Annotated in this window: 26 protein-coding genes and 1 pseudogene; 12 read left to right on the top strand and 15 right to left on the bottom strand. The window is 65.9% G+C overall.

Annotation, left to right across the window (positions count from 1 at the left end):
• Window positions 1-19: 19 nt before the first annotated feature.
• Entirely contained in the window at window positions 20-847 is an 828-nt protein-coding gene (locus tag FG93_RS14270) for an IclR family transcriptional regulator (RefSeq protein ID WP_043235374.1), read from the bottom strand.
• A gap of 176 nt (window positions 848-1,023) precedes the next feature.
• Here FG93_RS14270 and FG93_RS14265 point away from each other — a divergent pair, with 176 nt between their 5' ends.
• The 7 genes from FG93_RS14265 to FG93_RS14235 are packed head-to-tail and all read left to right on the top strand — an operon-like array spanning window position 1,024 to window position 7,679.
• On the top strand, window positions 1,024-2,097 hold the full coding sequence (locus FG93_RS14265; protein WP_043235603.1) for an ABC transporter ATP-binding protein: 1,074 nt from the start codon (window positions 1,024-1,026) through the stop codon (window positions 2,095-2,097).
• Window positions 2,094-2,951 (top strand): ABC transporter permease, encoded by an 858-nt coding sequence (locus tag FG93_RS14260; RefSeq protein WP_043235372.1) that lies wholly within the window; start codon window positions 2,094-2,096, stop codon window positions 2,949-2,951. Before FG93_RS14265 ends, FG93_RS14260 begins: the two co-directional genes overlap by 4 nt.
• Before the next feature lie 5 nt (window positions 2,952-2,956).
• On the top strand, window positions 2,957-3,751 hold the full coding sequence (locus tag FG93_RS14255) for an ABC transporter permease (RefSeq protein WP_043235370.1): 795 nt from the start codon (window positions 2,957-2,959) through the stop codon (window positions 3,749-3,751).
• Between the two features lie 10 nt (window positions 3,752-3,761).
• The gene (locus FG93_RS14250; protein ID WP_043235369.1) at window positions 3,762-4,052 is read left to right on the top strand and encodes a (2Fe-2S)-binding protein; all 291 of its coding nucleotides are present in this window, start codon (window positions 3,762-3,764) and stop codon (window positions 4,050-4,052) included.
• The gene (locus FG93_RS14245; protein ID WP_043235367.1) at window positions 4,049-5,437 is read left to right on the top strand and encodes an NAD(P)/FAD-dependent oxidoreductase; all 1,389 of its coding nucleotides are present in this window, start codon (window positions 4,049-4,051) and stop codon (window positions 5,435-5,437) included. The genes FG93_RS14250 and FG93_RS14245 overlap by 4 nt, the downstream gene beginning before the upstream one ends.
• Entirely contained in the window at window positions 5,434-6,630 is a 1,197-nt protein-coding gene (locus tag FG93_RS14240) for an FAD-binding oxidoreductase (RefSeq protein ID WP_043235365.1), read from the top strand. The genes FG93_RS14245 and FG93_RS14240 overlap by 4 nt, the downstream gene beginning before the upstream one ends.
• The gene (locus FG93_RS14235; protein ID WP_043235363.1) at window positions 6,627-7,679 is read left to right on the top strand and encodes an ABC transporter substrate-binding protein; all 1,053 of its coding nucleotides are present in this window, start codon (window positions 6,627-6,629) and stop codon (window positions 7,677-7,679) included. The genes FG93_RS14240 and FG93_RS14235 overlap by 4 nt, the downstream gene beginning before the upstream one ends.
• Window positions 7,680-7,752: 73 nt before the next feature.
• Here FG93_RS14235 and FG93_RS14230 read toward each other — a convergent pair whose 3' ends face one another.
• From FG93_RS14230 to FG93_RS14185, 9 genes are all read right to left on the bottom strand, one after another.
• Complete coding sequence (locus tag FG93_RS14230; protein ID WP_043235361.1) at window positions 7,753-8,130, bottom strand: winged helix-turn-helix domain-containing protein; 378 nt, start codon at window positions 8,128-8,130, stop codon at window positions 7,753-7,755.
• A 134-nt stretch (window positions 8,131-8,264) separates the two neighbouring features.
• Window positions 8,265-9,359, bottom strand: coding sequence for a molybdenum ABC transporter ATP-binding protein (modC, locus tag FG93_RS14225; RefSeq protein ID WP_043235359.1), 1,095 nt, complete (start codon window positions 9,357-9,359; stop codon window positions 8,265-8,267).
• The gene (gene modB / locus FG93_RS14220) at window positions 9,356-10,054 is read right to left on the bottom strand and encodes a molybdate ABC transporter permease subunit (protein ID WP_043235357.1); all 699 of its coding nucleotides are present in this window, start codon (window positions 10,052-10,054) and stop codon (window positions 9,356-9,358) included. Before modB ends, modC begins: the two co-directional genes overlap by 4 nt.
• Window positions 10,051-10,803, bottom strand: coding sequence for a molybdate ABC transporter substrate-binding protein (modA, locus tag FG93_RS14215; RefSeq protein ID WP_052513786.1), 753 nt, complete (start codon window positions 10,801-10,803; stop codon window positions 10,051-10,053). The genes modB and modA overlap by 4 nt, the downstream gene beginning before the upstream one ends.
• A 321-nt stretch (window positions 10,804-11,124) precedes the next feature.
• Window positions 11,125-11,643, bottom strand: a complete 519-nt coding sequence (locus tag FG93_RS14205) for a cupin domain-containing protein (protein ID WP_043235351.1) — start codon at window positions 11,641-11,643, stop codon at window positions 11,125-11,127.
• Window positions 11,644-11,695: 52 nt separating this feature from the next.
• Window positions 11,696-12,487 carry an ABC transporter ATP-binding protein gene (locus tag FG93_RS14200; RefSeq protein ID WP_043235349.1) on the bottom strand — a complete coding sequence of 264 codons (792 nt, stop codon included), beginning with the start codon at window positions 12,485-12,487 and terminating at the stop codon, window positions 11,696-11,698.
• 7 nt (window positions 12,488-12,494) lie between these two features.
• Window positions 12,495-13,487, bottom strand: coding sequence for an ABC transporter substrate-binding protein (locus FG93_RS14195; RefSeq protein ID WP_043235346.1), 993 nt, complete (start codon window positions 13,485-13,487; stop codon window positions 12,495-12,497).
• A 68-nt stretch (window positions 13,488-13,555) separates the two neighbouring features.
• Window positions 13,556-14,380, bottom strand: coding sequence for an ABC transporter permease (locus FG93_RS14190; RefSeq protein WP_081881543.1), 825 nt, complete (start codon window positions 14,378-14,380; stop codon window positions 13,556-13,558).
• Window positions 14,377-15,228, bottom strand: a complete 852-nt coding sequence (locus tag FG93_RS14185; protein WP_052513784.1) for an IclR family transcriptional regulator — start codon at window positions 15,226-15,228, stop codon at window positions 14,377-14,379. The genes FG93_RS14190 and FG93_RS14185 overlap by 4 nt, the downstream gene beginning before the upstream one ends.
• Before the next feature lie 117 nt (window positions 15,229-15,345).
• Here FG93_RS14185 and FG93_RS14180 point away from each other — a divergent pair, with 117 nt between their 5' ends.
• Together FG93_RS14180 and FG93_RS14175 are read left to right on the top strand one after the other, a co-directional pair.
• Window positions 15,346-16,044, top strand: a complete 699-nt coding sequence (locus FG93_RS14180; protein WP_043235596.1) for a hypothetical protein — start codon at window positions 15,346-15,348, stop codon at window positions 16,042-16,044.
• The gene (locus tag FG93_RS14175) at window positions 16,044-16,823 is read left to right on the top strand and encodes an SDR family NAD(P)-dependent oxidoreductase (RefSeq protein ID WP_043235344.1); all 780 of its coding nucleotides are present in this window, start codon (window positions 16,044-16,046) and stop codon (window positions 16,821-16,823) included. The genes FG93_RS14180 and FG93_RS14175 overlap by 1 nt, the downstream gene beginning before the upstream one ends.
• A gap of 121 nt (window positions 16,824-16,944) precedes the next feature.
• On the opposite strand, the gene sseA is transcribed toward FG93_RS14175, so the two are convergent.
• A complete protein-coding gene (sseA, locus tag FG93_RS14170; protein WP_043235342.1) occupies window positions 16,945-17,802 on the bottom strand; it encodes a 3-mercaptopyruvate sulfurtransferase in 858 nt (285 codons plus the stop codon).
• Window positions 17,803-17,841: 39 nt separating this feature from the next.
• Entirely contained in the window at window positions 17,842-18,558 is a 717-nt protein-coding gene (locus FG93_RS14165; RefSeq protein WP_043235340.1) for an alanyl-tRNA editing protein, read from the bottom strand.
• A 199-nt stretch (window positions 18,559-18,757) separates the two neighbouring features.
• On the opposite strand from FG93_RS14165, the gene FG93_RS14160 reads away from it, so the two are divergent.
• Window positions 18,758-19,555: an SDR family NAD(P)-dependent oxidoreductase gene (locus FG93_RS14160; protein WP_043235339.1), complete on the top strand. Its 798-nt coding sequence runs from the start codon at window positions 18,758-18,760 to the stop codon at window positions 19,553-19,555.
• Here the strand turns inward: FG93_RS14160 and aac(3) are convergent.
• Window positions 19,524-20,372, bottom strand: a complete 849-nt coding sequence (aac(3), locus tag FG93_RS14155) for an aminoglycoside 3-N-acetyltransferase (RefSeq protein ID WP_052513754.1) — start codon at window positions 20,370-20,372, stop codon at window positions 19,524-19,526. The two genes, FG93_RS14160 and aac(3), sit on opposite strands and share 32 nt — an antisense overlap.
• Before the next feature lie 59 nt (window positions 20,373-20,431).
• Window positions 20,432-20,632, bottom strand: a complete 201-nt coding sequence (locus FG93_RS14150) for a hypothetical protein (protein ID WP_152579438.1) — start codon at window positions 20,630-20,632, stop codon at window positions 20,432-20,434.
• Between the two features lie 72 nt (window positions 20,633-20,704).
• On the opposite strand from FG93_RS14150, the gene FG93_RS14145 reads away from it, so the two are divergent.
• Window positions 20,705-20,965, top strand: a complete 261-nt coding sequence (locus FG93_RS14145; RefSeq protein ID WP_152579437.1) for a hypothetical protein — start codon at window positions 20,705-20,707, stop codon at window positions 20,963-20,965.
• A complete protein-coding gene (locus tag FG93_RS14140; protein ID WP_043235334.1) occupies window positions 20,952-21,959 on the top strand; it encodes a DUF2891 domain-containing protein in 1,008 nt (335 codons plus the stop codon). Before FG93_RS14145 ends, FG93_RS14140 begins: the two co-directional genes overlap by 14 nt.
• 48 nt (window positions 21,960-22,007) lie before the next feature.
• Here FG93_RS14140 and FG93_RS14135 read toward each other — a convergent pair.
• Window positions 22,008-23,256 (bottom strand): annotated as a pseudogene (locus FG93_RS14135) (class I SAM-dependent methyltransferase).
• Between the last annotated feature and the right edge of the window lie 30 nt (window positions 23,257-23,286).

Below are 23,286 nucleotides of genomic sequence, written 5' to 3'. Positions count from 1 at the left end.
TCGCGCCCGCATCGTTTGCTCAGGGATACTGGCGCGCCGTGCTGCTGAGGCTGCGTGAGGGATAGCGCAGCGAAATATCGAACGGATTGAGGCTCGCGCCGAGCACGGCGGCCTCCCGCTGCAGGATACGCGCGACATTCGGGCCCCGCTCGTCGCTGAGGCGCTCTGCCAGAGTGCCGATGCTGAGCGCTGCGACGGCCCGGCCTTCTGCATCGAAGACCGGCACGCCGAGGCCGGCCATGCCCGGGATCAGCCCGGTGTTGAGGCTGACCCAACCGAGCTCGCGTGCCTCGGCCAGCGCGATGCGCAGGCCCGCCTCGTCAAGAAAGCCGCGATCGAGCAGGCGCGGGATGTTGAAGCGGATCACGGCCTCGCGCTCGTCCTCGGGCAGATGCGCGAGAATGGCGAGACTGCCCTGTCCAATGCCGAGCGGCACCTTGCCGCCGATATCGCCCGTGAAGGAGCGGATCGGGAACGGGCCTTCGACCCGATCGAGGCAGACGGCATCATAGCCGTTGCGGACCAGCAGGAAGATGGTGTCGTGCAGCGTCGCCGAGAGGCGTAGCAGCACCGGCCGTGCAAGATCGCGTAATCCGCTGGCCTGGCCGGCGCGGGCCGCCAGTACGAAGAAGTCGAGAGCCAGCCGGTAACGCTTTCCTCCGGCGACCTGCTCGGCAAATCCCTCGGCAATCAGGTCCTGCAAGGCGCGATGCGCCGTCGGCTGGCTGCAACCGGCCGCCTCGGAAAGGTCCTTCAGGCGTATGCCTGCCGGATCCGCGGCCGCCAGGATACGCAGGAGACCGAGCGCGCGACGCAGGCTTGATGTCGCTTCGGCTGACTCGTTCATTCGACTGCCCGAATTTGCAATTCGCTACTTTTCAAAAAAATTCCATATATAGAAATTATGTCAATTAAAATTCTTTTCTATGGAATTAAAAATTGACGAACGAATGCAGCTGCCACCTCCTTGCGCCGTTGCAGATCAGCGCCCCGCTCGCGGGGTGCCTACCAGGCGAGGTGGAGATGGGCTTCCTGACGCTGGCGTCGCTGAGCAAGGTCTATGGCGATCACGCCGCGGTGCGCGATGTCGACCTCAGCGTCGCCAAGGGCGAGTTCGTTTCGCTGCTCGGCCCGTCCGGCTGCGGCAAGACCACGACGCTTCAGATGATCGCCGGTCTCGTCGAACCGACGCGCGGAAAGATCACGCTCGACGAGCGCGACATCACGCATGAGAAGCCGAACACGCGCGGGCTCGGCATCGTCTTCCAGAGCTATGCGCTGTTTCCGCACATGACTGTGGCGCAGAACGTCTCCTTCGGCCTGGAGATGCGCAAGGTCACCAGGCCTGAGCGCGACGAGCGCGTCAAGACGATGCTCGGGCTGGTGCATCTGGCCCAGCTTGCTGACCGTTATCCGCGCCAGCTTTCGGGCGGCCAGCGCCAGCGCGTCGCGATCGCGCGCGCGCTGGTGATCGTACCGCCGGTGCTGCTGCTCGACGAGCCGCTTTCCAACCTCGACGCCAAGCTGCGCGAGGAAATGCAGTTCGAACTGCGCCGAATCCAGCAGAGGGTCGGTACGACGACGATCATGGTCACGCATGACCAGGCCGAAGCCTTGTCGATCAGCGACCGGGTGGTCGTGATGGAGCAGGGGCGAATGACCCAGATCGATGCGCCTTACCGGCTCTATGAGCGTCCGGCGACGGCCTTCATCTCCTCCTTCGTCGGCAAGATGAACCGCCTGGACGGCATCTGGCGGGGGCAGGGCGCTTCCGGAACAGCGCAGATCAACGGAATGTCCCTGCCTTGCGAGGATGCGAGCTTCCCGGACGGCCAGGCGGTCGCGCTCTCGCTGCGTCCTGAAAAGATCCTGTTGCGGGCGCAGGGCCAGGGCCGACTCGACGGGACCATCGTCAATCGCTTCTTCCTTGGAAGCTACTGGCTCTTCACCGTCGGGACGCCGGTTGGAGCGCTCTCCGTCTCGGTTCCCAACCATGGCAAGGAGCCGGCAGGCGAGGGTGATGCCGTTGCACTGGACTGGATGCCAGCGAGCCTCCGGGTGGAGGCCGTTACCGCGACGGCCGGAGCCGCGGCATGAGCCGGGCCCGTCCGGCGCTGACGCCCTGGCTGCTGGTCTCGCCCGGCGCCCTGCTATTCCTGGCTCTGGTCATCGTCCCGCTGGTGCTGACGGTGATCCTGTCATTCCACGTCTATGACCACGGCACGGGGATCAAGAACGAGTTCACGCTCGCGCATTACCTCGCGGTGGTCACCGACGATTATTATCTCGGCATCTTCTGGCGGACGCTGCGTCTGGCGGCGCTGACGACGCTGATCTGCGCGCTGATCGGTGTACCCGAGGCCTATATCCTGGCGCGGATGCGCGATCCCTGGCGCTCCGTCTTCCTGCTGGTGATCATTGGGCCGCTGCTCGTCTCCGTCGTGGTGCGCGCCTTTGGCTGGAGCATGCTGCTTGGCTCGACCGGGCTGGTGAACCAGGCGCTGCAGGCGCTTGGGCTTGGCACGGTCAAGCTGCTCTACACCGAGAGCGCGATCGTGATCGCGCTTGTCCACGTCATGCTGCCCTTCATGGTCATCCCGGTCTGGACGTCGCTGCAGAAGCTCGATCCCTCGGTCGAAGCCGCCGCCTGGACGCTTGGCGCCTCGCGTTTCACGGCGCTGCGACGGGTGGTGATGCCGCAGGTCAGCATGGGCATGCTGTCGGGCAGCCTGATCGTCTTCGGGCTTTCGGCCAGCGCCTTCGCCATCCCTGGCCTGCTCGGCGGCCGCAGGCTCAAGATGGCGGCGACGCTCGTCTATGACGAGTTCATGCACGAGCTGAACTGGCCGCTTGGCGCCACGATTGCGATCATCGTGCTCGTCGCGAACCTCATCATCATGCTGGCCTATAACCGCATGGTCGAAGCCCGCGCTCGCCGGACCTTGGGATAAGCGCCATGCAGAAGAATGGTCCGCTCGCGCTCGCCTTCCACACGCTCGTCGTCGCCTTCGTGCTGGCGCCGCTGCTGGTCATCTGCCTCGTCGCCTTCACGCCCGAGAACACGCTCTCGATTCCGACCACCAGCTTCTCGCTGCGCTGGTTCCGCGAGATCTTCGTGCACCCGGATTTCGTCGCCTCCTTCGTCAACAGCCTGTCGCTGGCGACGCTGTCGGCGACGATCGCGATCGCACTCGCCGTCCCGGCCGGGCTCGCCATCGACCGCTACGACTTCCCCGGCCGCGATGGGCTGAACGCGCTCTTCCTGTCGCCACTGATCATCCCGCATCTCGTGCTGGGCGTCGCGTTCCTGCGGCTCTTCGCCCTGATCGGCGCGACCGGAAGCTTCACCTGGCTGGTCGTCAGCCATGTCATCATCGTCACGCCCTATGTGCTGCGGCTGGTCCTGGCGGCGCTTTCGGGCATGGATCGCAGCGCCGAACAGGCGGCCATGACGCTTGGCGCCTCGCACTGGACGGTGTTTCGCCGCGTCACGGCGCCGATGATCCTGCCGGGCATCACCGGCGGTTGGCTGCTCGCCTTCATCAACAGCTTCGACGAGTTGACCATGTCGATCTTCGTCACCTCGCCGGCGACCGTGACCCTGCCGGTCCGGATGTACATGTACGCGACCGAATCCATCGACCCGATGATGGCGGCGGTCTCGGCGCTGATGATCGCGCTGACGGCCGGCGCGATGCTGGTGCTCGACCGCGCGTTCGGGCTCGACAAGATCCTCGTCGGGCAGAAGTGAGCGCGAGCCGATGCCACTGCTTCACCGCATCGCACGCAAGAGCCACCCGGTCATTGCCTTCATCCTCGATGGCGAGCCTTGCGAGGGGCGGGCCGGAGACACCGTGCTGACCGCCATCCTCAATCGCACCGAGGCGCTGCGCGTAAGCGAGTTCTCGGCTTCGCCGCGTGCCGGCTTCTGCCAGATGGGCGCCTGCCAGGATTGCTGGGTACGCCTCGAAGGCGGGGAACGCCTGCGCGCCTGCACCACGGCGCTCGCCGCCGGCATGCGGATCGTGACGGCCAAGGGGAGGGCGGCGTGACGGCGCGTGCGCAACCGCTCATCGTTGGCGCGGGACCCGCCGGCGTCCGGGCCGCCGAGACCCTGGTTAAGGCCGGCCTGCGTCCACTCGTGGTCGACGAGGCGCCCGCCTGCGGCGGCCAGATCTATCGCCAGCGGCTCGTTGCCGACGAACGCAGCAGCACGGCGCTCTATGGCTCCGAAGCGTCAAAGGCCGAGAAACTCCATCGCGACTTCGCGGCACTCGCAGGGCGGGTCGACTATTGGCCCCAAGCGCTGCTCTGGAACCTGCGCGACAGCAAGGCCGATGTCGCGATGGCCGGAACCAGCCGCCAAGTCGCCTATGACGGGCTGATCCTGGCAACCGGCGCGACCGATCGCATCCTGCCGATTCCGGGCTGGACCTTGCCAGGCGTCTTCACCCTCGGTGGTGCCCAGATCGCGCTGAAGGCGCAGGGCTGCGCCATTGGCTCGCGCGTCGTCTTGCTTGGCTCCGGGCCGCTGCTCTATCTCGTCGCCTGGCAATATCTGAAGGCCGGTGTCGACGTCGCTGCGGTGCTGGATACCGCGCCCTTCGACGCGAAGCTCAACCTGCTGCGCGGCCTTGCGCTCGAGCCCGCGGTCATCTTGCGCGGCATGCGGATGACGGCCGAACTCAGGCTGCGCGGTGTCGCGCTGCATTATGGCGTGGAGCATGTCCGCGTCGACGGGGCGAGGCGCGTCGAGGCGATCACGTGGCGCCAGGGCACGCGGACACGGACACTCTCCTGCGATGGCATCGGCTATGGCCTGGCGCTGCGCTCGGAAACCCAACTCGCCGATCTCGCGGGCTGCCGCTTCCGGTTCGATCAGCGTGACCGTGCCTGGCTCCCTGAACGCGATGCGGCCGGCCGGGGCAGCGTAGCAGGCGTCTATCTCGCGGGTGACGGCGCCGCCATTGCGGGCGCGGATGCGGCGGAGCTCACCGGCGAGCGCGCCGCGCTGGCCCTGCTCGAGGATCGCGGCTTGCCGCATGCTCCGGAGCGCGGCGAAGCCATTGGGCGCGAGCTTTCCCGCATCGGCCGCTTCCGCGATGTTCTCGAAGCTGCATTCCCGTTCCCGGCGCATTGGGCGAAGGACATTGCCGACGAGACACCCGTCTGCCGCTGCGAGGAGATCAGCGCCGGCGAGGTTCGCCGCGCCGTCGGCCATTTCGAGATCAGCGAGCTCAACCGGCTGAAGGCCGTCAGCCGGATCGGCATGGGCCGCTGCCAGGGACGGATCTGCGGCAGCGTGGCGGCTGAGCTTCTCGGCGGAGCGACGGGCCGGCGGATCGACGCCGTCGGCCGGCTGCGGAGCCAGGCGCCGGTCAAGCCGATCCCGCTCGCGCTGACGATGGCCGAGACGGGTGCGGAGGCGCCGGAATGAGCCGGCGTCTCGATGTCGATGTCGCCATCATTGGCGGCGGCCTGGTCGGCAGTTCGGCGGCTCTTGCGCTACGCGGCATGGGCATGTCGGTGGCGCTGCTCGACAAGGGCTTTTGTGGCGCGCAGGCGAGCGGCGTAAATTACGGCGGCGTGCGCCGCCAGGGGCGGCCGCTCGAGCAATTGCCGCTGTCGCAGCGCGCGCATGCCATCTGGCCGCGGCTGCAGGCGCTGATCGGCATCGATGGCGAGTTCCTGCGCTCCGGCCATCTCAAGCTCGCGCGCGACGAGGCCGACATGGCCGCACTCGAAGCCTATGCCGAGGCGGTTGCCGGACAGGGGCTCGGTCTGGAGCTGATTGGCCATAACGGCCTGCGCGAGCGGTTCGGCTGGGTCGGCGGCGACGTGTTCGGCGCCTCCTTCTGCGCCGGCGACGGCCACGCCAACCCGCGACTGGTCTCGACCGGTTTTGCCAGCGCAGCGCGCCGTGCCGGTGTCCATGTGCTGGAGAACACGCTGGTCAAGGGCGTAACGCGCAACGGCGCGGGCTTCGCGCTGGAAGCGGGCGATGATCTTTCGCTGAGCGCGCGTTTCGTCATCAACAGCGCGGGCGCCTGGGCGGACAGCTTCGCTGCGGCATTCGGCGAGACGGTGCCGCTTGCGCGCATTTATCCCTCGATGGTGGTGACCGAGCCGCTCGAGGCCGTCATGACCGCCAATATCGGCATGGAGGGCGGCGGCATCTATGCCCGGCAGGTCGAGCGCGGCAATTGCGTCGTCGGCGGTGAGCGCGCCTTGCCCCTGGATGATCGCGATTTCTCGCGCCCCCGCGGGGAGGACGCGCTTGCCATCATGAACCGTGCGGCCGAACTCTTCCCCGGCCTGCGCCATGCCCACGCCATCCGCTTCTGGAGCGGCACCGAGGGTGCGATGCCCGATCGCAACCCGGTGATCGGGCCGAGCCTGACGACGCCCGGCCTGATCCACGCCTTCGGCTTCACCGGCGCCGGCTTCCAGATCGCGCCCGGCGTCGGCGAGGTCCTGGCCGAACTCGTCCGCGACGGGCACAGCACGACCCCCATCGACGCCTTCACGGTCGGACGCTTCACGCCCGCACCGAATTCGACCCGCACCGACCGAGGCTCGGGTGCGGGAGAAGCATCAGAGCCGCAACACCCAAGGGAGACATTTTCATGATCAACCGCCGTACCGCTCTGGCGAGCACTGTCGCCGCCTTCGCCGTCGTCGCCTCCGGCGCTGCCATGGCGCAGTCCAAGACGCTCTATGTCGGCATGAATGGCGGCAATTTCGAACGCACCTTTACTCAAGGCGTCTTCCCCGAGTTCGAGAAGGCGAATGACGTCAAGATCGTCGTGGTGCCCGGCACCTCCTCGGACATCCTGGCCAAGGCGACTGCGGCCAAGGGCAAGCCGCAGATGCACATCATGTTCCTCGATGACGGCGTCATGGTGCGCGCGACCGGCGCTGGCCTCTGCGAGAAGCTGAGGCCCGGCCCGGAGCTTGAAGAACTCGTCCCGGGCGTCCGCATGAAGGACGACCTGGCGGTCGGCGTTGACCTCGGCATGACCGGGCTCGCCTATAACAAGAAGATGTTCGACGAGAAGGGCTGGGCCGCGCCCACCTCCTGGATGGATCTCGCTGATCCGAAGTTCAAGGGCAAGGTCGTGTTCCAATCGGCCTCAGCCTCCTCCTTCGGCCTGCATGGCTTCCTGATGTTCAACCGGATCCAGGGCGGCAACGAGAGCAATGTCGAGCCCGGCTTCAGCAAGTTCCGCGAGACCATCGGCAAGAACGTGCTCGAGTTCATCCCGAACTCCGCGAAGATCTCCGAGATGGTCCAGACCGGCGAAGCCGCGATCTTCCCGTTGACGCCGACCGCTGTCGCCAATCTCAAGGACAAGGGCATCCCGGTGGAGTATGCCCAGCCGAAGGAGGGGGCCGTCGTCCTGATGGTGGCACAGTGCGTCATCGCCAACAATTCCGAGCCGGATCTGGCCCAGAAGCTCGCCGCCTATGTGCTCTCGGCGGATGCTCAGAGCCGGATGATGGCCACTGGTAGTGGCGTTCCATCGAACACCAAGGCGAGGACCGCGACACCCGAGGCTGAGGCGAAGCTCAAGGCCTTCCATTCCAACATGAAGTCGGCGGTGACGCTGGACTGGGATGCGATCAACGCCAAGCGCCCGGAATGGAACAGCCGCTGGAACAAGATGATCGAACGCTGAGCCCTGAGCCCGGCTTCCACGGCGCGCGGTCGGTTCGACCGTGCGCTGTTCTCATTTCAGGACTTGTCTCGTTTCAAGACTTGCCGACCCGCCCCTCGATGAGCCCGCGAAGCGCCTCGATATGAAGATTGCCGGCCTTCATCGCCTTGCTCTCGACGGCGCGGTAATGCGCCACGACCTCGCGGCCAAGCGGAGTCAGATGCGCTCCGCCGCCCTTGCTGCCGCCGGGTTGGGCTTCCACAAGCGGTTGCCGGAACATCCTGTTGAGTTCATCGACCAGCAGCCAGGCTCGCCGGTAGGACATGGTCATCGCCCGTCCCGCAGCAGAAATCGAGCCCGTCTGCTCGACGGCTTCCAGCAACTCGACCTTGCCCGGGCCGAGCCGGCCGCCGGGCGAGAAGTCGAGCCGGAGGCTGAGTTCGACGGCGGGAGGCGGTGGCGTTTCGGGCATTCAGGCGTCCTTGTTGCGCGACCAGTCTAGCCGGCTTCGGTCAGGCCTGCATCGTCGTTTCCCGTCGCCCCGCCATATATGCCGAACGACAGCGCAATGGCACGAGCAGCTTCCGTCCCGTGGCCTGGACAGGGTCAGGGCGCGTCGACCGAGACGCTCTTGATGACCGCATAGACCGAGCTGCCTGGTTTCAGCTCAAGCCGGGCCACCGATTTCGCGGTCAGCCGGGCAACCAGCATGGCGCCATTGCAATCGATGCGCAGGTCGATCGCGGCTCTGTCCGTTCCGCCCCCCAAGCCGATCTCGACAATGGTACCCTGCAGCACGTTGAGCGCACTGATGCCTTCAAGCGGATGGAGGCTGAGGAACACGTCGCTGGCGAGGATGCGGGCGCGCAGCCGCGCTCCCGGACGCAGGCCAGGGCGTGTAACAAGGAGCTGGCCTGCCTGCGTCGACAACGTTGCCAGGTGATGGACGGGGTCGAGGCTCGTGACTTCGGCGTCCAGCACGGCGCTCGCCTCCGGCGCTCCGGGCAACATCGCGACATCGAGCCGCGACATCACCTCTGCCGTCGAACCCGACGCCTTGACCACGCCCTGGTCGACGATGACCAGGTTCGTCGCCAGGCGCGCGACCTCGGTCGCCGAATGCGAGACATAGACGATCGGCAGGCCCATCTCGTCACGCAACCGCTCGATATAGGGCAGAATCTCGGACTTGCGTGCTTCGTCGAGCGAGGCGAGCGGCTCATCCATCAGGAGCAGGCGCGGCCTGGCCAGCAGGGCACGGCCGATTGCCACGCGCTGCTTCTCGCCGCCCGACAGCCCCGCGGGGCGCCGCTCCAGCAAATGGCCGATGCCGAGCAGTTCGAGCACGTTCGCAATCTCGGTGCCGTCATGGCCCTGGTGCCTGGCGAACCAGCGGCCGAAGAGCAGGTTCTGGCGGACGGTGAGATGCGGGAACAGCCGCGCTTCCTGGAAGACATAGCCGATACGGCGACGATGTTTCGGGACGAAGATGCCATGGGCGGTGTCGACCAGGGTTTCACCCGCGATGACGACCCGGCCACGTGTCGGACGGATCAAGCCGCCGATGACATTGACCAGCGAGGTCTTGCCCGAGCCGGAGCGCCCGAAGAGAGCCGTCAGACCGCCATTGGCGGTGAAGCGGGCGTCGAGCAGGAAGTTCCCGAGCCGATGCTCGATCGCGATATCGAGAGCCGGGCTCATTCGATCTCGATCCGGCGCCCGACAAACCGTGCCATCGCCTCGGAGGCGAACAGTGCGATGACGGAGATGGCAATCGAGATCAGGGTCAGCCGCATGGCCCCGGCCTCGCCGCCGGGCACTTGCGTGAAGGTATAGATCGCCGAGGGCAGGGTCTGGGTCTCGCCGGGAATGTTCGAGACGAAGGTGATGGTTGCGCCGAACTCGCCCATCGCCTTGGCGAAGCTCAGGATCATGCCGACGACGATGCCGGGTAGGCACAGCGGCAATGTCACGGCCAGGAAGACCCAGAGCGGACTGGCGCCAAGGGTGCCGGCGGCATCCTCGAGCTTGCGGTCGACGGCCTCGATCGAAAGCCGGATCGCCCGCACCATCAGCGGGAAACCCATCACGGCGGCCGCAAGCGCGGCCCCGGTCCAGCGGAAGGAGAGGACGATGCCGAACCAGTCATAGAGAAATTGTCCGATGGGGCCGCGCCGCCCGAAACCGATCAGCAGCAGATACCCGGTCACGACCGGCGGCATGATCAGCGGCAGATGCACGACGGCGTCCAGCAGCGACTTGCCCCAGAAGCGGCCTCGTGCCAGCAGGAACGCGACCGCGACGCCGATCGGCAGGCTCGCGATCGTGGCAGTCGTCGCGACAAGCAGGCTGAGCCTGACCGCCGTCCATTCCTCGGGTGAAAGCCAGTCGCTCACGAAGAGCTGGCAGCCTTGTTCAGCACCGTGAAGCCCTGCTTCTCGAAGGCGCCCTTGGCGGCCGGACCGCGCAGATAGCTCATGAAGGCCCGCGCGTCTGTGTTGGCCGAGTCCTTGGTCACCGCAACCGGATAGATGATCGGCGGGTGCGTGTCCTCGGGGAAGGTGGCGACAATCTTGACCTGCGGGTCGGCGGCGGCGTCGGTGGTGTAGACGATGCCGAGCGGCGCCTCGCCGCGCGAGACCAGCAACAGGGCGGCACGAACGTTGTCGGCCTGTGCCGCCTTGTCCTTGATCTTGTCCCAGCCACCGAGCTTCTCGAGTGCCGCCTTGCCGTATTTACCGGCCGGCACGGAATCGACATTGCCCATGGCGAGCCGGCCGGAGCCGAGCACGGTGGCCAGATCGACGCCCGGTTTCAGCTCGACCTTGGCAGTCGAATCCTTCGCGGCGATGAGCGCGATCCGGTTGGCCAGCAGGCTGACGCGGGTGTCGGGCTTGATCAGGTTCTTCGACGCGGCGTAATCCATCCAGTCGAGATCGGCCGACATGAAGATATCCGCCGGTGCACCCTGTGCGATCTGCTTGGCCAGCGCGTTGCTCGCCGCATAGGAAATTTTTGGCGCCGGCTTGCCGCTTTCCCTGACCCAGTTGGCCGCGGCCTCGTCGAGCGCATTCTTGAGGCTCGCGGCCGCGAAAATGACGAGCTCCTTGCTCTGCGCCTGGGCCGGACCTGAGACGGTGGCCATTCCCAACAGGAAGGCTGCGGCAAGTCCGAGTGCGTGGCGGCGGGTTGTCATGGGCGCGTCCCCTCGAAATCGCTATCGCTGTGTACCATGGAATATAGCGATCGTTGCGTGGCGTCGAGAGCCGTGGCAATCACCATGCATGAGGGGATGGCCCTTCGGGACATGCGCTGATCGCGCCTGATCAGTCTGGCGATGTCGAGGTCGGCTGTTAGAGCATGCTGCGAAAAAGTGGCAACGGTTTTTCGCATCAAGCATGCTCTAAACGATGAGAGTCGATCACGTTTTCTGCGTTTGGACGATGTCGTCCAAACGCAGCGTGATCTAGTCTCGGGGGCTGCCACCCGGTGGGTGCTTGTGGATCGGGTCGACCCAGTAGACCTCTTCAGGCGCTTCGACCGGGTCGACATCGGTGATGTTGACCACCACGGCCTCGTTATCGGAACGCACCAGCACGCATTCGAGCGGCTCGTCCGGATTGGCGTTGATCTCCTGGTGCGGCACGAAGGGCGGCACATAGATGAAGTCGCCCGGTCCGGCCTCCGCGACGAATTCGAGTCGCTCGCCCCAGCGCATGCGGGCCTTGCCGCGCACGACATAGATCACGCTTTCCAGTTCGCCATGATGATGCACGCCGGTCTTGGCGTTGGGCTGGATCGAGACCGTGCCCGCCCAGATCTTTTGCGCGCCGACCCGGGCGTGGTTGATCGCGGCCTGACGGAACATGCCAGGGGTCTGGGCGGTGTTGGGATCGAGCTTGTCGCCGGTGATGACGCGCACGCCGTCATGCTTCCAGCGCGGCTCGTCATGGTCGTGCGAATGTGGGTGATCGTGATCGGCCATCGGAGGCTCCTTCCATCCGGGAGGCTAATCCGATGGGCGCCGCTGGCAAGCCTCAATACCGGATCACGCCAAAACGCCTGAAGGCGTCGTGGATGCGGTCGGCATAGGCGTTGAAGCTGGGATAGTCGCCGAGATGGGCGGGGCGTGGCCGCGGTAGCTCGATCGCGATCTCGTCGACAATCCGGCCGGGCGTCGGTGACATCACCAGCACACGGTCGGAAAGGCCGATCGCCTCGTCGATGCTGTGGGTGATGAACACGACCGTCTTGCCGGTCTCCAGCCAGAGCATTTCGAGGTCGTGCCGGATCTGCGTCCGGGTGATGGCGTCGAGCGCGCCGAAGGGCTCGTCCATCATCAGTACCGACGGGTTGTGGATCAGCGCCCGGGCGATCGAGACGCGCTGGCGCATGCCGCCGGAGAGCTGCTTCGGATAGCGATCGACGGCATGGGAGATGCCGAGCTTGGCGAACAGATCGAGTGCCCGCTCGCGTGCCGGTGCCAATGGCAGGCCCCGGATTTCGGCCTGGAGCATAACGTTCTCCAGTGCAGTCCGGAACTCCAGCAGCAGGTGGTCCTGGAAGACGATGCCGATATCGGTGAGCGGCTCGGTTAGCTTCCGGCCGTCAACCAGCAGTTCGCCGGCGCTGACCGGCATCAGACCGGCCGCCATGAGCATGAAGGTGCTCTTGCCGCAGCCGGAAGGACCGATCAGGCTGACGAATTCGCCACTCCGGATATCGAGGGTGAGACCGTCGACGGCGGTGAAGCCGCCGAAGGTCTTGATGACGCCGCGCCCCTGGATGGAGGCGGCGCCGGAACCCGAGGCTTGGGTCGCGAGGCTCATGGAAACCTCAGGAACAGGCCGGCGCCGAGGCCGGCAGCAGCTCGGTCGAGTAATAGTCGGTGATCGGCTTGTCCTTGGGCAGGCCGAGAAATTGCGTCAGCAGGTCGAAGCTGACGGTCCAGTTCTTCTCCGGCACCTTGCCGAGCGACGTCGCGCCCGGCGCGCAGAGCAGCTTGTTGACGACGTCGAACTGCGCGAGCACCTGTGCCTTCTTCACGGAAGGGAACTGAGCCACCACGGCATCGGCCGCAGCGTCGGGGTTCTTGCGGGCGGCATCCCAGCCCTGAAGGCTCGCCTCGACGAATTTCTTGAACAGATCGGCATCGGCCTTGATCCGGTCGTCGCGGGCGATGATCGAGAGGCCCACGGTCGGCACGCCAACATCGCGATAGAAGATGTCGCGCACCTTGAAGCCGCGCTCGCGGATCTGAATCGAATGGAAATCGGCGCCGCCAAGGATGGCGTCGACCTTCTTTTCCAGCAACGCGCCGACGAAGGCGCCAGGATCGATATTGATGATGTCGAGCTTGGTCTTGTCGATCTGGTTGCTGGCCAGGATCGCATCGAGCAGCGTCGTCTGGGCCGTGCCGGGCTGGACCGCGACCTTCTTGCCGATCAGGTCCTTGGGCGAGGCGATATTGCTCTCCTCGAGCGAGATGATGGCAAAGCCGTTGGTCTGCAGCACCGGGGCGATGATCTTCACCGGCGCGCCCTTGGTGCGCAGCTGCATCGCGGCCGGTGCGTCGGCGAAGCCGATATCGGTCTGGCCGGTCGCGACCATCTGCGCGGTGGTGCCCGAGCCCTTGCCTTCCTCGATCGTCAGGTTGATGCCGGCCTTCTCGTAGAGACCGAGCTGCTTGGCCATCATGAAGCCGGCATTGGGTGCTGCGGCAAGGAAGTTGAGCGTGATCTTCATTGGCTTGCCGGCGCCCTGCGCGAAGGCCGTCGTGGTGCTGAGCGCGATCAGAGTTGCGGCGGCGATGAGACTGCGGCGGTTCATGTTGGTTCCTCCCATGATCATTGTCCCGTGCCCCGGTTCGAGCCGGGTATTTCTTGGTCTTGGAGTGGTCAGCCCTTCCGCTGCCAGGGCATCAGCAGCACTTCGAGCCCGTCGACGAGATAGCTGAAGACGATGCCGACGAGGCTCAGCGCAACGAGGCAGGCGAAGATCAACGGCATGTCGAGGAAGCTGGTGCCGCGCAGCAGGAGATAGCCGAGGCCGGCATTGGCGCCGACGAATTCGCCGACGATGGCGCCGGTGGCAGCGAAGACGGCAGAGACCTTCAGGCCTGAGAAGATATAGGTCAGCGCTGCCGGTACCCGGACATAGCGGAAGGTCTGCCAGGCTGAGGCGCCCATCGAGCGCGTGAGGTAGAGCACGCGTTCGTCGAGCGCCCTGAAGCCGGTCATGCTGGCGACCAGTGTCGGGAAGAAGCAGAGCAGGAAGGTCAGCAGCACCTTCGGGAACAGGCCGAAGCCGAACCAGACGACGAAAAGCGGCGCGATCGCGATTTTCGGTACAAGCTGGAAGAAGACGATGACTGGATAGATCGCCTTCTCCAGGATCTTCACGGAGACGATGATGTAGCCGAGCGGGATCGAGATCACCGCCGCCATCAGGAAGCCGAGGATGATCTCATTGGCGGTCACCAGCGTATGCTGGGCGATCAGGGCCCGGTCGATCCAGAGCCGCTCGAAGAAGGCGCTCGGCACCGGCAGGATGTATTCCGGGATGCCGGCCATCGGCACGAACCACTGCCAGGCGAGCAGCAGCACGGCAAAGCTGGCGAGGGGCCAGGCGATGGCGGAGACCCAGGCGCGCGCATGACTGGTGGCGGGAACAGGTCTCGTGGAGGACGCCGCGGCAGGCGCGATAGCGCCATCATTGCTCATGCCTGGGTTCCTGTCTGGAGAAGGGGGCTCGGCCGGCCATTCAGCGTAGGGTTCTGCAGCGCGGAACTCTGGCGGCGGCGCAACGGCCAGATCTCTGCCATCTCGGCCGCGGCCCTCTGCAGGGCATCGGCAATCGAACCATGGCGCTCGGCCTGCATCCGGGCCGCGGGGCCGGCGACGCTCAACGTGCCGGCGATCGGCGCCTCTGCGCCTGGCGCGGAGCGGAAGGTCGTCGCCATCGCCACGGTGCCGATCTCGCCTTCCTCCGTCGCGAGCGCAAAGCCGCGCCGGCGCGTCTCAGTGAGATGGCTGCGCAAGGCCTCGACGCCGGTGACGGCATTCGGACCGGTGCGCCCCTCTGCCTGGAAGCCGCGAGCACAAACGATGCGAAGCGCCCGGTCCTCGGGCAGGGAGGCGAGCCAGGCCTTGCCGGTCGCCGTGGCATGCAGAACGATCTCCGAGCCCATCGGCGGTTCGTAGCGAAGGCCGGCGGTCGCGCCCTGCGAACGCGCGATCCAGACCAGATTCTCCCCTTCGACCACGGCCAGGCGGCAATATTCGCCTGTCGCCTGGGCGAGCCGGTCGAGCACGATCTGACCGGCATCGGGCAGATGGCGGAGATCAAGATTGCGGAAGGCGAGGAGAGAGAGCTTCAGGGTCAGCGCGTAGGCGCCGCTCGCCGGATCCTGCGCAACAAAGCCGCGCTCGGCGAAGGTGGTCAACAGACGGTGGGTTGCGCTGGCCGGCAGGTCGAGCCGCTCGGCGAGGGCGCCGAGATCGATGCCGGCGGGTTCTCCCGACAGCATTTCCAGCATCTTCAGCGCGCGGTCCACCGCTGCGATCGTCACCGTTCCACCCTTGATTTCTTCTTTTTGGAATAGCATTCCATTTCAGAATTTGATTTCGTATATGAGCCGGGACAGGCCGAGTCAACGGGCCCTGCGATGGCGGGCGAGGGAGCGATCATGAGTTTGGCGGGAGAAGGGGCGGTCGCGATCTGGCACGACATCGCTCCGGAAGGGCGCGAGGTTTTCTATGCCTGGCACGGTCAGGAGCACATGCCGGAACGCGTCGGTATTCCCGGATTCCTGCGCGGCCGGCGTTATGTCGCCATCGAGGCCGATCTCGAGTTCTTCAATCTCTACGAGGCGCTGAGCGTCGAGGTTCTGAAGGGGCAGGATTACACCGCACGCGTGAACGCGCCGACGCCCTGGACCCTTGCTGCGGTCAAGCATTTTCGCTCGGTCGCCCGTTCGATCTGCCGGGTGGCGCATAGCGCCGGGCCGGCGCAGGGTGGGCTGATGGCGACGCTGCGCTATGATGTGCCGGAAGCGCGGACGGCGGAACACAAGGCTGCCCTGCTTCGCCAGTTCGTTCCCGATCTGCTGGCGCGAGCAGGCGTCGCCGGCGTGCATGTGCTCACCGCCGATGCCGAGGCCAGCGGTGTCGCCACCGCCGAGCAGAAGGCGCGCGGCGTTGCCAATGCCGTCCCACGCTGGGTGTTGCTGCTCGAAGGCTGGGGTGACGAGGCGGAATTCGCGAACCTGGCCAAGGTGGAACTGGCAGGCGAGAAACTCACGGCGCTTGGCGGCGAGGGACCATTCGATCTAGGGCTCTATCGTCACCAGATCACCCGAACCAAGACTGCCTGGAGTGCGGGCTAATGACTGCGACCTACGAATTCGGCGGGCGCCGTGCGATCATCACCGGTGGGGCTGGCGGGCTCGGGCGTGGCATGGCCAAGGCGCTGATGGATGCCGGTGCGGAAGTCGAACTCTGGGACATGAGCGCGTCGGCGCTGGCGCAGGCGAGGTCGGAACTCGGCCCGGCCGTGAGCGTCCGGGAGGTCGACATCACGAATGTGGCGGCGGTCGAACATGCCGCCGATACCACCTTCGCCGGTGGCCGGGTCGATATCCTCGTCAACAATGCCGGTGTACTCGGCGAGGTCAAGCCGGTCTGGGAAACCTCGCCCGAGAATTTTCAGCGCGTGCTGCAGGTGAACCTGTTCGGCGCCTATCTCGTGACGCGCGCCGTCGTCGGGCGCATGCGGGCACAAACTGCGCGGCACTCCGCACAGAACCCGCACCCGTTGCGCGGCCATATCGTCAACATCGCCTCGATCCAGGGCAAGGAAGGCATGGCGATGGCGGCCGCCTATAGCGCCTCCAAAGCGGGGTTGATCGCGCTGACCAAAAGCGTTGCCAAGGAAACCGCACGCGACGGCATCATCGTCACCGCGATCACGCCGGCCGCTGCCGAGACCGCGATGGCCAAGGAAATCTCGGCTGAACGTCGCGCTGACATCCTCGGCCGTATTCCGATGGGCCGCTTCGTCGAGATCGAGGAGGTGGCCAGAATGGTGCTCTGGCTCTCCTCCGACGAATGTTCCTTCTCGACCGGTGGGATTTTCGATCTGTCAGGCGGCAGAGCGACTTATTGAGGCAAGCTCCAGCGCTTTTTTAGATCATCGGAGCGGATCTCGTGTCCGGTCCGATGATCTAATCTTTCTGCATTTGCATCGGCTTTCCGGAAAACCGCATTCCGCTTTTCGGGCCGATGCCTTAGCCCTTCCTGGCCGGCCCGGTTGCGATCGGCCGGTCGCTCGCGCCCCATTCGGCCCAGGAGCCGTCATAGATGGCGCGCGCCGGCTTGCCGATGGTCTCGAGCGCGGTCGAGAGGATCGCGGCCGAGACGCCGGAGCCGCAGCTGGTGATCAGCGGCTTGTCCAGATCGACGCCCGCCTCGGTGAAGGCGGCGGCGATGGCTTCCGGCGAACGGAGCCTGCCATCGGCGATGATCGCGGGGAAGGGCAGGTTGAGCGAACCCGGCATATGGCCCGAGCGCACGCCGGCGCGCGGCTCCGGCGCCTCACCGCGGAAGCGGTCGGCCGGACGGGCGTCGACGACCTGGATCGCAGCGCCATTCAGCGCACGCTCGACATCGTCGGCATCGGCGACGGCGGAGTGGTCGAGCCGGGCGGTGAAGGTACGGGCGGCGCGGGCGCGCGGCGGGCCTTCCTCGATCGGGCGGCCTTCGGCCTGCCATTTCGGGAAGCCGCCTTCGAGGATGACGACGTCCTTCGCCCCGAAGGTCTTGAAGGTCCAGCGCACGCGCGCGGCCGAGAACAGGCCGAGCCCGTCATAGACGACGATGCGCATGCCGTCGCCGATGCCCATGGCGCCGACGGCGGCCGCGAAGGCATCCGGCCGCGGCAGCATATGCGGCAGGTCGGAATTGGCGTCCTTCACCGTATCGATGTCGAAGCGCACCGCTCCGGGAATGCGCCGTTCTGCGTATTCGGCGGCGGGATCGCGGGCGTGCATGGGGAGATACCAGGAGCCGTCGACCACCACGATATCGGGCGCGTTCAGGCGCTCGGCGAGCCATTCGGTGGAGACGAAAACATCATTGCTGGCCATGGTTGGCGTTTCCTGCTGATGAGGCGAAGTCTGGCGGGTTCAGGCGAGCGCGATGCGCACGCGCCTGTTCTGCTTGCCCTTCTTCTCGATATCGGTGATCGCGACAACACCGATCTCGGAGGTGTTGCGGACATGGGTTCCACCGCAGGGCTGGAGATCGATGCCGTCGATCGAAACCAGCCGCACACGTCCGGATCCCCGCGGCGGCTTGACCGACATGGTCTTGACCAGGCCGGGATTGGCATCGAGTTCCTCGTCGGTGATCCAACGCTCGGTGACGGCGGCATTGCGGGCAATCAGCGCGTTCAGCTTTTCGCCGATCTCCGCCTTGTCGAGCCCGCCTTCCGGGATGTCGAAATCGAGACGGCCGTCGCCATCGCCGATCGAACCGCCGGTGACGGGGAAGGGCAGCACGACGCTGAGCAGGTGCAAGGCGGTGTGGATGCGCATGCGCTTCAGGCGGCGCCCCCAGTCGAGCAACAGGGTGACAGTGTCGCCAGGCTGAGGTGCTGCCTGCCCCTCGAGCGGCACGTGGATGACGCGGCTCTTGTCCTCGGGGTCGTAGATCGTGGTGCCGATTGCGATCTCGCTGCCGTCGGTGAGGCGAATTCGCCCGGCATCGCCCGGCTGGCCGCCGCCGGTGGCGTAGAACACCGTGCGATCGAGAACGATGCCGCCGCGTTCGTTCAGCGCCTCTACCTTGGCCGGGGTCTCGGTGAGGTAGGCGTCCTGGCGGAAGAGCAATTCTGTCGGCATCGGTCGTGGTCCTGATTCATCGGCGGTTGGCGCCGCGGCCGGCAGACTGCACCGATTGTGTGGCGCGCGCCACATGCCACGACGCCGTGCGGGGATTGCAGCGATCGAGGCATTGCAGAAGCGGGACGGGAGGGGCGGCAAGGTTGCGCCGATCACTTGCGGGGCTGTATGTCCGGGATGCCTCTCGTCCGGAGAAACCATGTCATTGCCGCGCATGCAGCCGCAGGACGGCGTCGCCTGGGTCACCGGCGCGAGTTCCGGCATCGGCGAGGCCGTCGCACTCGAACTGGCCGCTCGCGGCTGGACGGTCGCGATCACGGCACGACGGCTGGAACAGCTCGAGGATCTCGCACAGCGTGCTACCGGATTGCCGGGCCGCATCGTTGCCCATGCCGGCGATGTGACGGATGCGGCTGCCATGCGTGTGGTGGTCGATGCCATCGAGAGCGTGCATGGGCCGATCGCGCTGGCCTTCCTGAATGCCGGCATCGCTCCAGCCACGCGACGTGGCGTGTTTGACATCGCGGCTCTCGAGGCTGCCCTGGCGGTCAATACCCTTGGAGCAGCCAAGGGGCTGGCCGCCGTGCTGGAGCGGATGAAGCCGCGGGGCCGTGGCCAGATCGCGGTCAACGCCTCGATCGCCGGTTTCGGCGGCCTGCCGAGAGCGGCCGCCTATGGCGCTTCCAAGGCTGCTACGATCTATATGTGCGAGGCGCTGAAATTCGACTGCGACAGGCTCGGCATTCGCCTTCAGGTCGTCAATCCGGGCTTCGTCGATACCCCCCTGACGCGCCGGCACGATTTCTCGATGCCGCTCCTGATGACCGAGGCCGTTGCAGCAAGACGCATCGTCGACGGCTTCGTGCGCGGCGGCTTCGAGATCAGCTTCCCACGCCGGTTGTCATGGGCGGTGAAGCTGATCAGCCTTTTGCCCTACCCAGTCTATTTCTGGGCAGTCGGGCGCTTTACCGGCCAGGCGAAGCGAGAGCGGGCCTGAGCTGTCCGCCGAAGCGGTTTTCCAGCCAGGCGACGCCGAAACGGGTGATCGCGCCAGCGTCGACGAGGATGCTTGCTGCTGCGCCAATCTGTCCCTGCCGCCCCTGTCCGGCGGCGAGGAATTCACCGACGATCTCGGCAAAGTAATCCTCATCGAGTCCGGCAACGATGGGATCGCCTGTGTCGAATTCCTCGATCATGCGCCAGAGCGTCCCGGATGCGGTCGCGAAGGGGACCTCGCGGCGCAGGATGCGCTTGCCCGGGATCTGCGCGAGATGTTCGGCATGATGCAGCAGGGTCAGCGTATCGCGGGGCGCGCCGACCATGAGAACTTTACCGCCAATGGCGACGAGCTTCGCCAGTGGAGAACCCTCGCCATAGCCATAGTCGAGCGGGTGATCCTGCGTGATCCAGTCCGCCCTGGCACCGAGTGCTGCAACCGAAGCACCGGGATTGCCACTGCGTTTCGCGCCGGGGGTGGTGCGCAGGAATTCGGGCAGCACGCCATTGTCGCGAATGGCGCGCGACGCCGCCGGATCGAAGGGTGGGAGATGCGGGCGCCAGGTTTCGGGAACGCGGCCCTCATCGTCGAGCAGGTCGTCATAGGCACCGTCCCAGTCGGTATAGGCCAGCAGCGTTCCCTGAGCGCCGATTGCGTCGAGCAGGGCGCCGATCAAGGCATCGGGACCGTTCAGCAACCGCCCGACGCGTTTCATCGCGGCATGGACCATCACGCTGTCGCCTGGCTGAAGGCCGAGGCGCTCGAGGTCCGTACGCAGGGCTGCGCGGGTGAGGAAGGCGGGGCTTGCATCCGACATGCGAAGGTCGTCCGGGGCTGACTAAACGTCATGGCCGTGGCTGACGATTGTGGCGTGTTTCAGATCGTCCGGCAGGTTTTGACGATGAGATCGACAAACCATTGCATCACCGGGTTCGAAGTCGCGCGCAGTCCGTGCACGAGATCGATCGCGAAGGCCGGAACCTCGTAGGGAAGGGGAAGGACCGCCACGCCTGCCACGTCGGCAAAGCGCCGGGCGATCCGCTCCGCCATGGTCGCGACGAGATCGGTCCCTGCCAACACAAAGGGCACCGCCACGACTGCCCGGCGCTTGCCTTCGCCTGTAATCTCGGCATGCAGCTTGGCGGGGCCTTGGCACTGCTGGGGTCCTTGCGCGAACGCCTGACTGTTGGCCTGATTTTCGGAAACCGCAATGTCGGTCTGGTCTGGTCGGTGCTTGGTGCCGCCGCAACTCCCCGCATGGCGCTTTACTTCGCAGCGACTCAGCTGCCGATCTACATCATGCCGCGCCTGCTCGAGGCGCTGCTCGCAAGGTCGCGTAAGGATTGTCCGGTCACGGGCGTCTCCGGTCGTGCCGTGACAACCGAAGGGAATGCCGATGACACGATCTGATCTTACGCCCGAACTGGCTGCGCGGTTTGCCGCGATTGCGCTGGGGCACGTCCGGCGCGAATATCCCAACAAGCCTGATCATGTCCTGGCCGGCCCCGAGGACGCCAGGACGCCGCGCGAACTCCATCCGGTCTTCTACGGCAGCTACGACTGGCATTCCTGCGTTCACAGCTACTGGATGCTGGCGCGTCTGCTGCGCCGATTCCCGAGCCTTCCGCATGCCGCAGAGATTCGCGCGCTGTTCGACGAGCAGTTCGCCGCCGACAAGATCGCGGTCGAGCGCGCCTATCTTGCGGCGCCGACGGCGCGCGGCTTCAAGCGGCCCTATGGCTGGGCATGGCTTCTGAAGCTGGCCGAGGAACTGCACCTGCATGACGACCAACGCTGGTCTCAGGTGCTCGCGCCGCTGGCGGAGGCTTTCGCTCAGCGCTTTCGTGACTTCCTGCCGCTCGCGACCTATCCGGTCCGCGTCGGCACGCATTTCAACACGGCCTTCGGCCTCAGGATGGCGGCTGACTATGCGGCGGTGACGCGCGACGATGCCTTCATGGGGCTGCTGCGCGATACCGCTAGGCGCTGGTTCGGCAGGGATACGGATTGCCCGGCTTGGGGCGAACCGAGCGGCGACGATTTCCTGTCCTCCGCGCTGATCGAGGCGGAATGCATGAGGCGTCTTCTGCCGGAGGACGAGTTTCTGCCCTGGTTCGACGGCTTCCTGCCCAGGCTTGCAGACAGCGGACCGGAAACCCTGTTCCGGCCGGCGACTGTCAGCGATCGCACGGATGGCAAGATCGCCCATCTCGACGGGCTGAACCTCAGCAGGGCGTGGTGCTGGCGCTCGCTCTCCGCCGTGCTGGCGCCTGACGACCCGCGTCGCACCCTGGCGGAGGATGCTGCCGCACGGCACCTGACGGCGGGGCTTCCCCATATCGCCGGCGACTATATGGGCGAACACTGGCTCGCGAGCTTTGCCGTGCTCGCGCTCGAAGCGTGAGGGCATGCGCCACAGAAGGCTCGCGCCGGCTGCTCAGGGCCGGCGCAGTCAGATGGATTTCGCAAACACCATCTGACGCACGTCGATATTGCCGGTGCGGAAACCCGCTTCGCAATAGGCGAGATAGTAGTCCCACATGCGCCGAAGCGCTCGTCGAAGCCCAGCGGAATCAGTTGTGGCCAGGCGGTGCGAAAGCGGTCGCGCCAGCTTGCCAGCGTGGTGGCGTAGTCGAGCCCAAAGATGCGCTCGTGCGCCAGCGACAGGCCGAAACGCTCACCCAGCGATCTCATGATCGTCGGCGTCGGCAACATGCCGCCGGGCAAGATATAGGCCCGGATGAAATCGAGTTCGCGCCGATAGATCCTGAAGCTCTCGTCGCGAATCGTGATGGCCTGGAGGCCCGCCGTGCGGCCGGGGCGCAGCCGATCGCGCAACTGCCCGAAATAGGCCGGCCAGAAGGCTTCGCCGACGGCCTCGATCATCTCGATCGAGGCGATACGGTCATAGGCTCCCGCCTCGTCGCGATAATCCTGGAGCTTGAAGGGGAGGCGGTCGGAGAGCCCCTGCCTTGTGGGTTCGCTCCCGCGCGAAGTCGAATTGCTCCCGGCTGATCGTCAGCCCCGTCACCTTGCAGCCAATCTCACGGGCGGCATATTCGGCAAAGCCACCCCAGCCGCTGCCGATCTCCAGCACCTCGTCACCGGGCTTGATGCCGGTCTGCTCGGCGAGGGCGCGATATTTGCGCGTCTGCGCGGCGGCAAGGTCGGTCTCGCCAGGGCTGAACAGCGCCGACGAATAGGTCATGGTCTGGTCGAGCCAGGCGCTATAGAAGCGATTGCCGAGATCGTAATGGGCATGGATGTTCCTGCGCGCCTGCACGCGGGTATTGCGGCGCAGAAAGTGCTGGAACATCTGCCAGAGCCGGACCAGCGGCTTGCCGGCGAGCAGGGGGGCTCGATCACCGGATAGCAGCGAAGAGTTCGAGGAACCCCGCGAGATCGGGTGTATCCCATTCGCGCCGGAGATAGGCTTCCGCGAATCCGAGGTCGCCGCTGCGGGCGAGACGCGCAGCGAAGCTGAAATCATGCACGACGAGCTCAGCTTGCGGCCCTGATTCTGAGCCCTTGAAGCGCAGCCTTCTGCCATCGGGGGGACCGATGACGAGTTCTCCGCACTGGATCCGCGTTGCGAGCCGCAGCGCCTGACGGGTCGCGGTGGGTAGGCCGTGTGTCGCAGTTGCGACGGTTTCGGGTGTGACCGGCACAACGGACGAGGTCGAATCGGAGGAGTTGCCCATCGGCATCTCGTCGGCTGTCCGCGAATATCG

It is taken from the genome of Allobosea sp. LC85 (assembly GCF_000735605.1).
Lineage (GTDB): Bacteria > Pseudomonadota > Alphaproteobacteria > Rhizobiales > Beijerinckiaceae > Allobosea.
The sequence above is the reverse complement of the archived record's forward strand: the minus strand, read 5'-3'. Positions and strand labels throughout refer to the sequence as shown.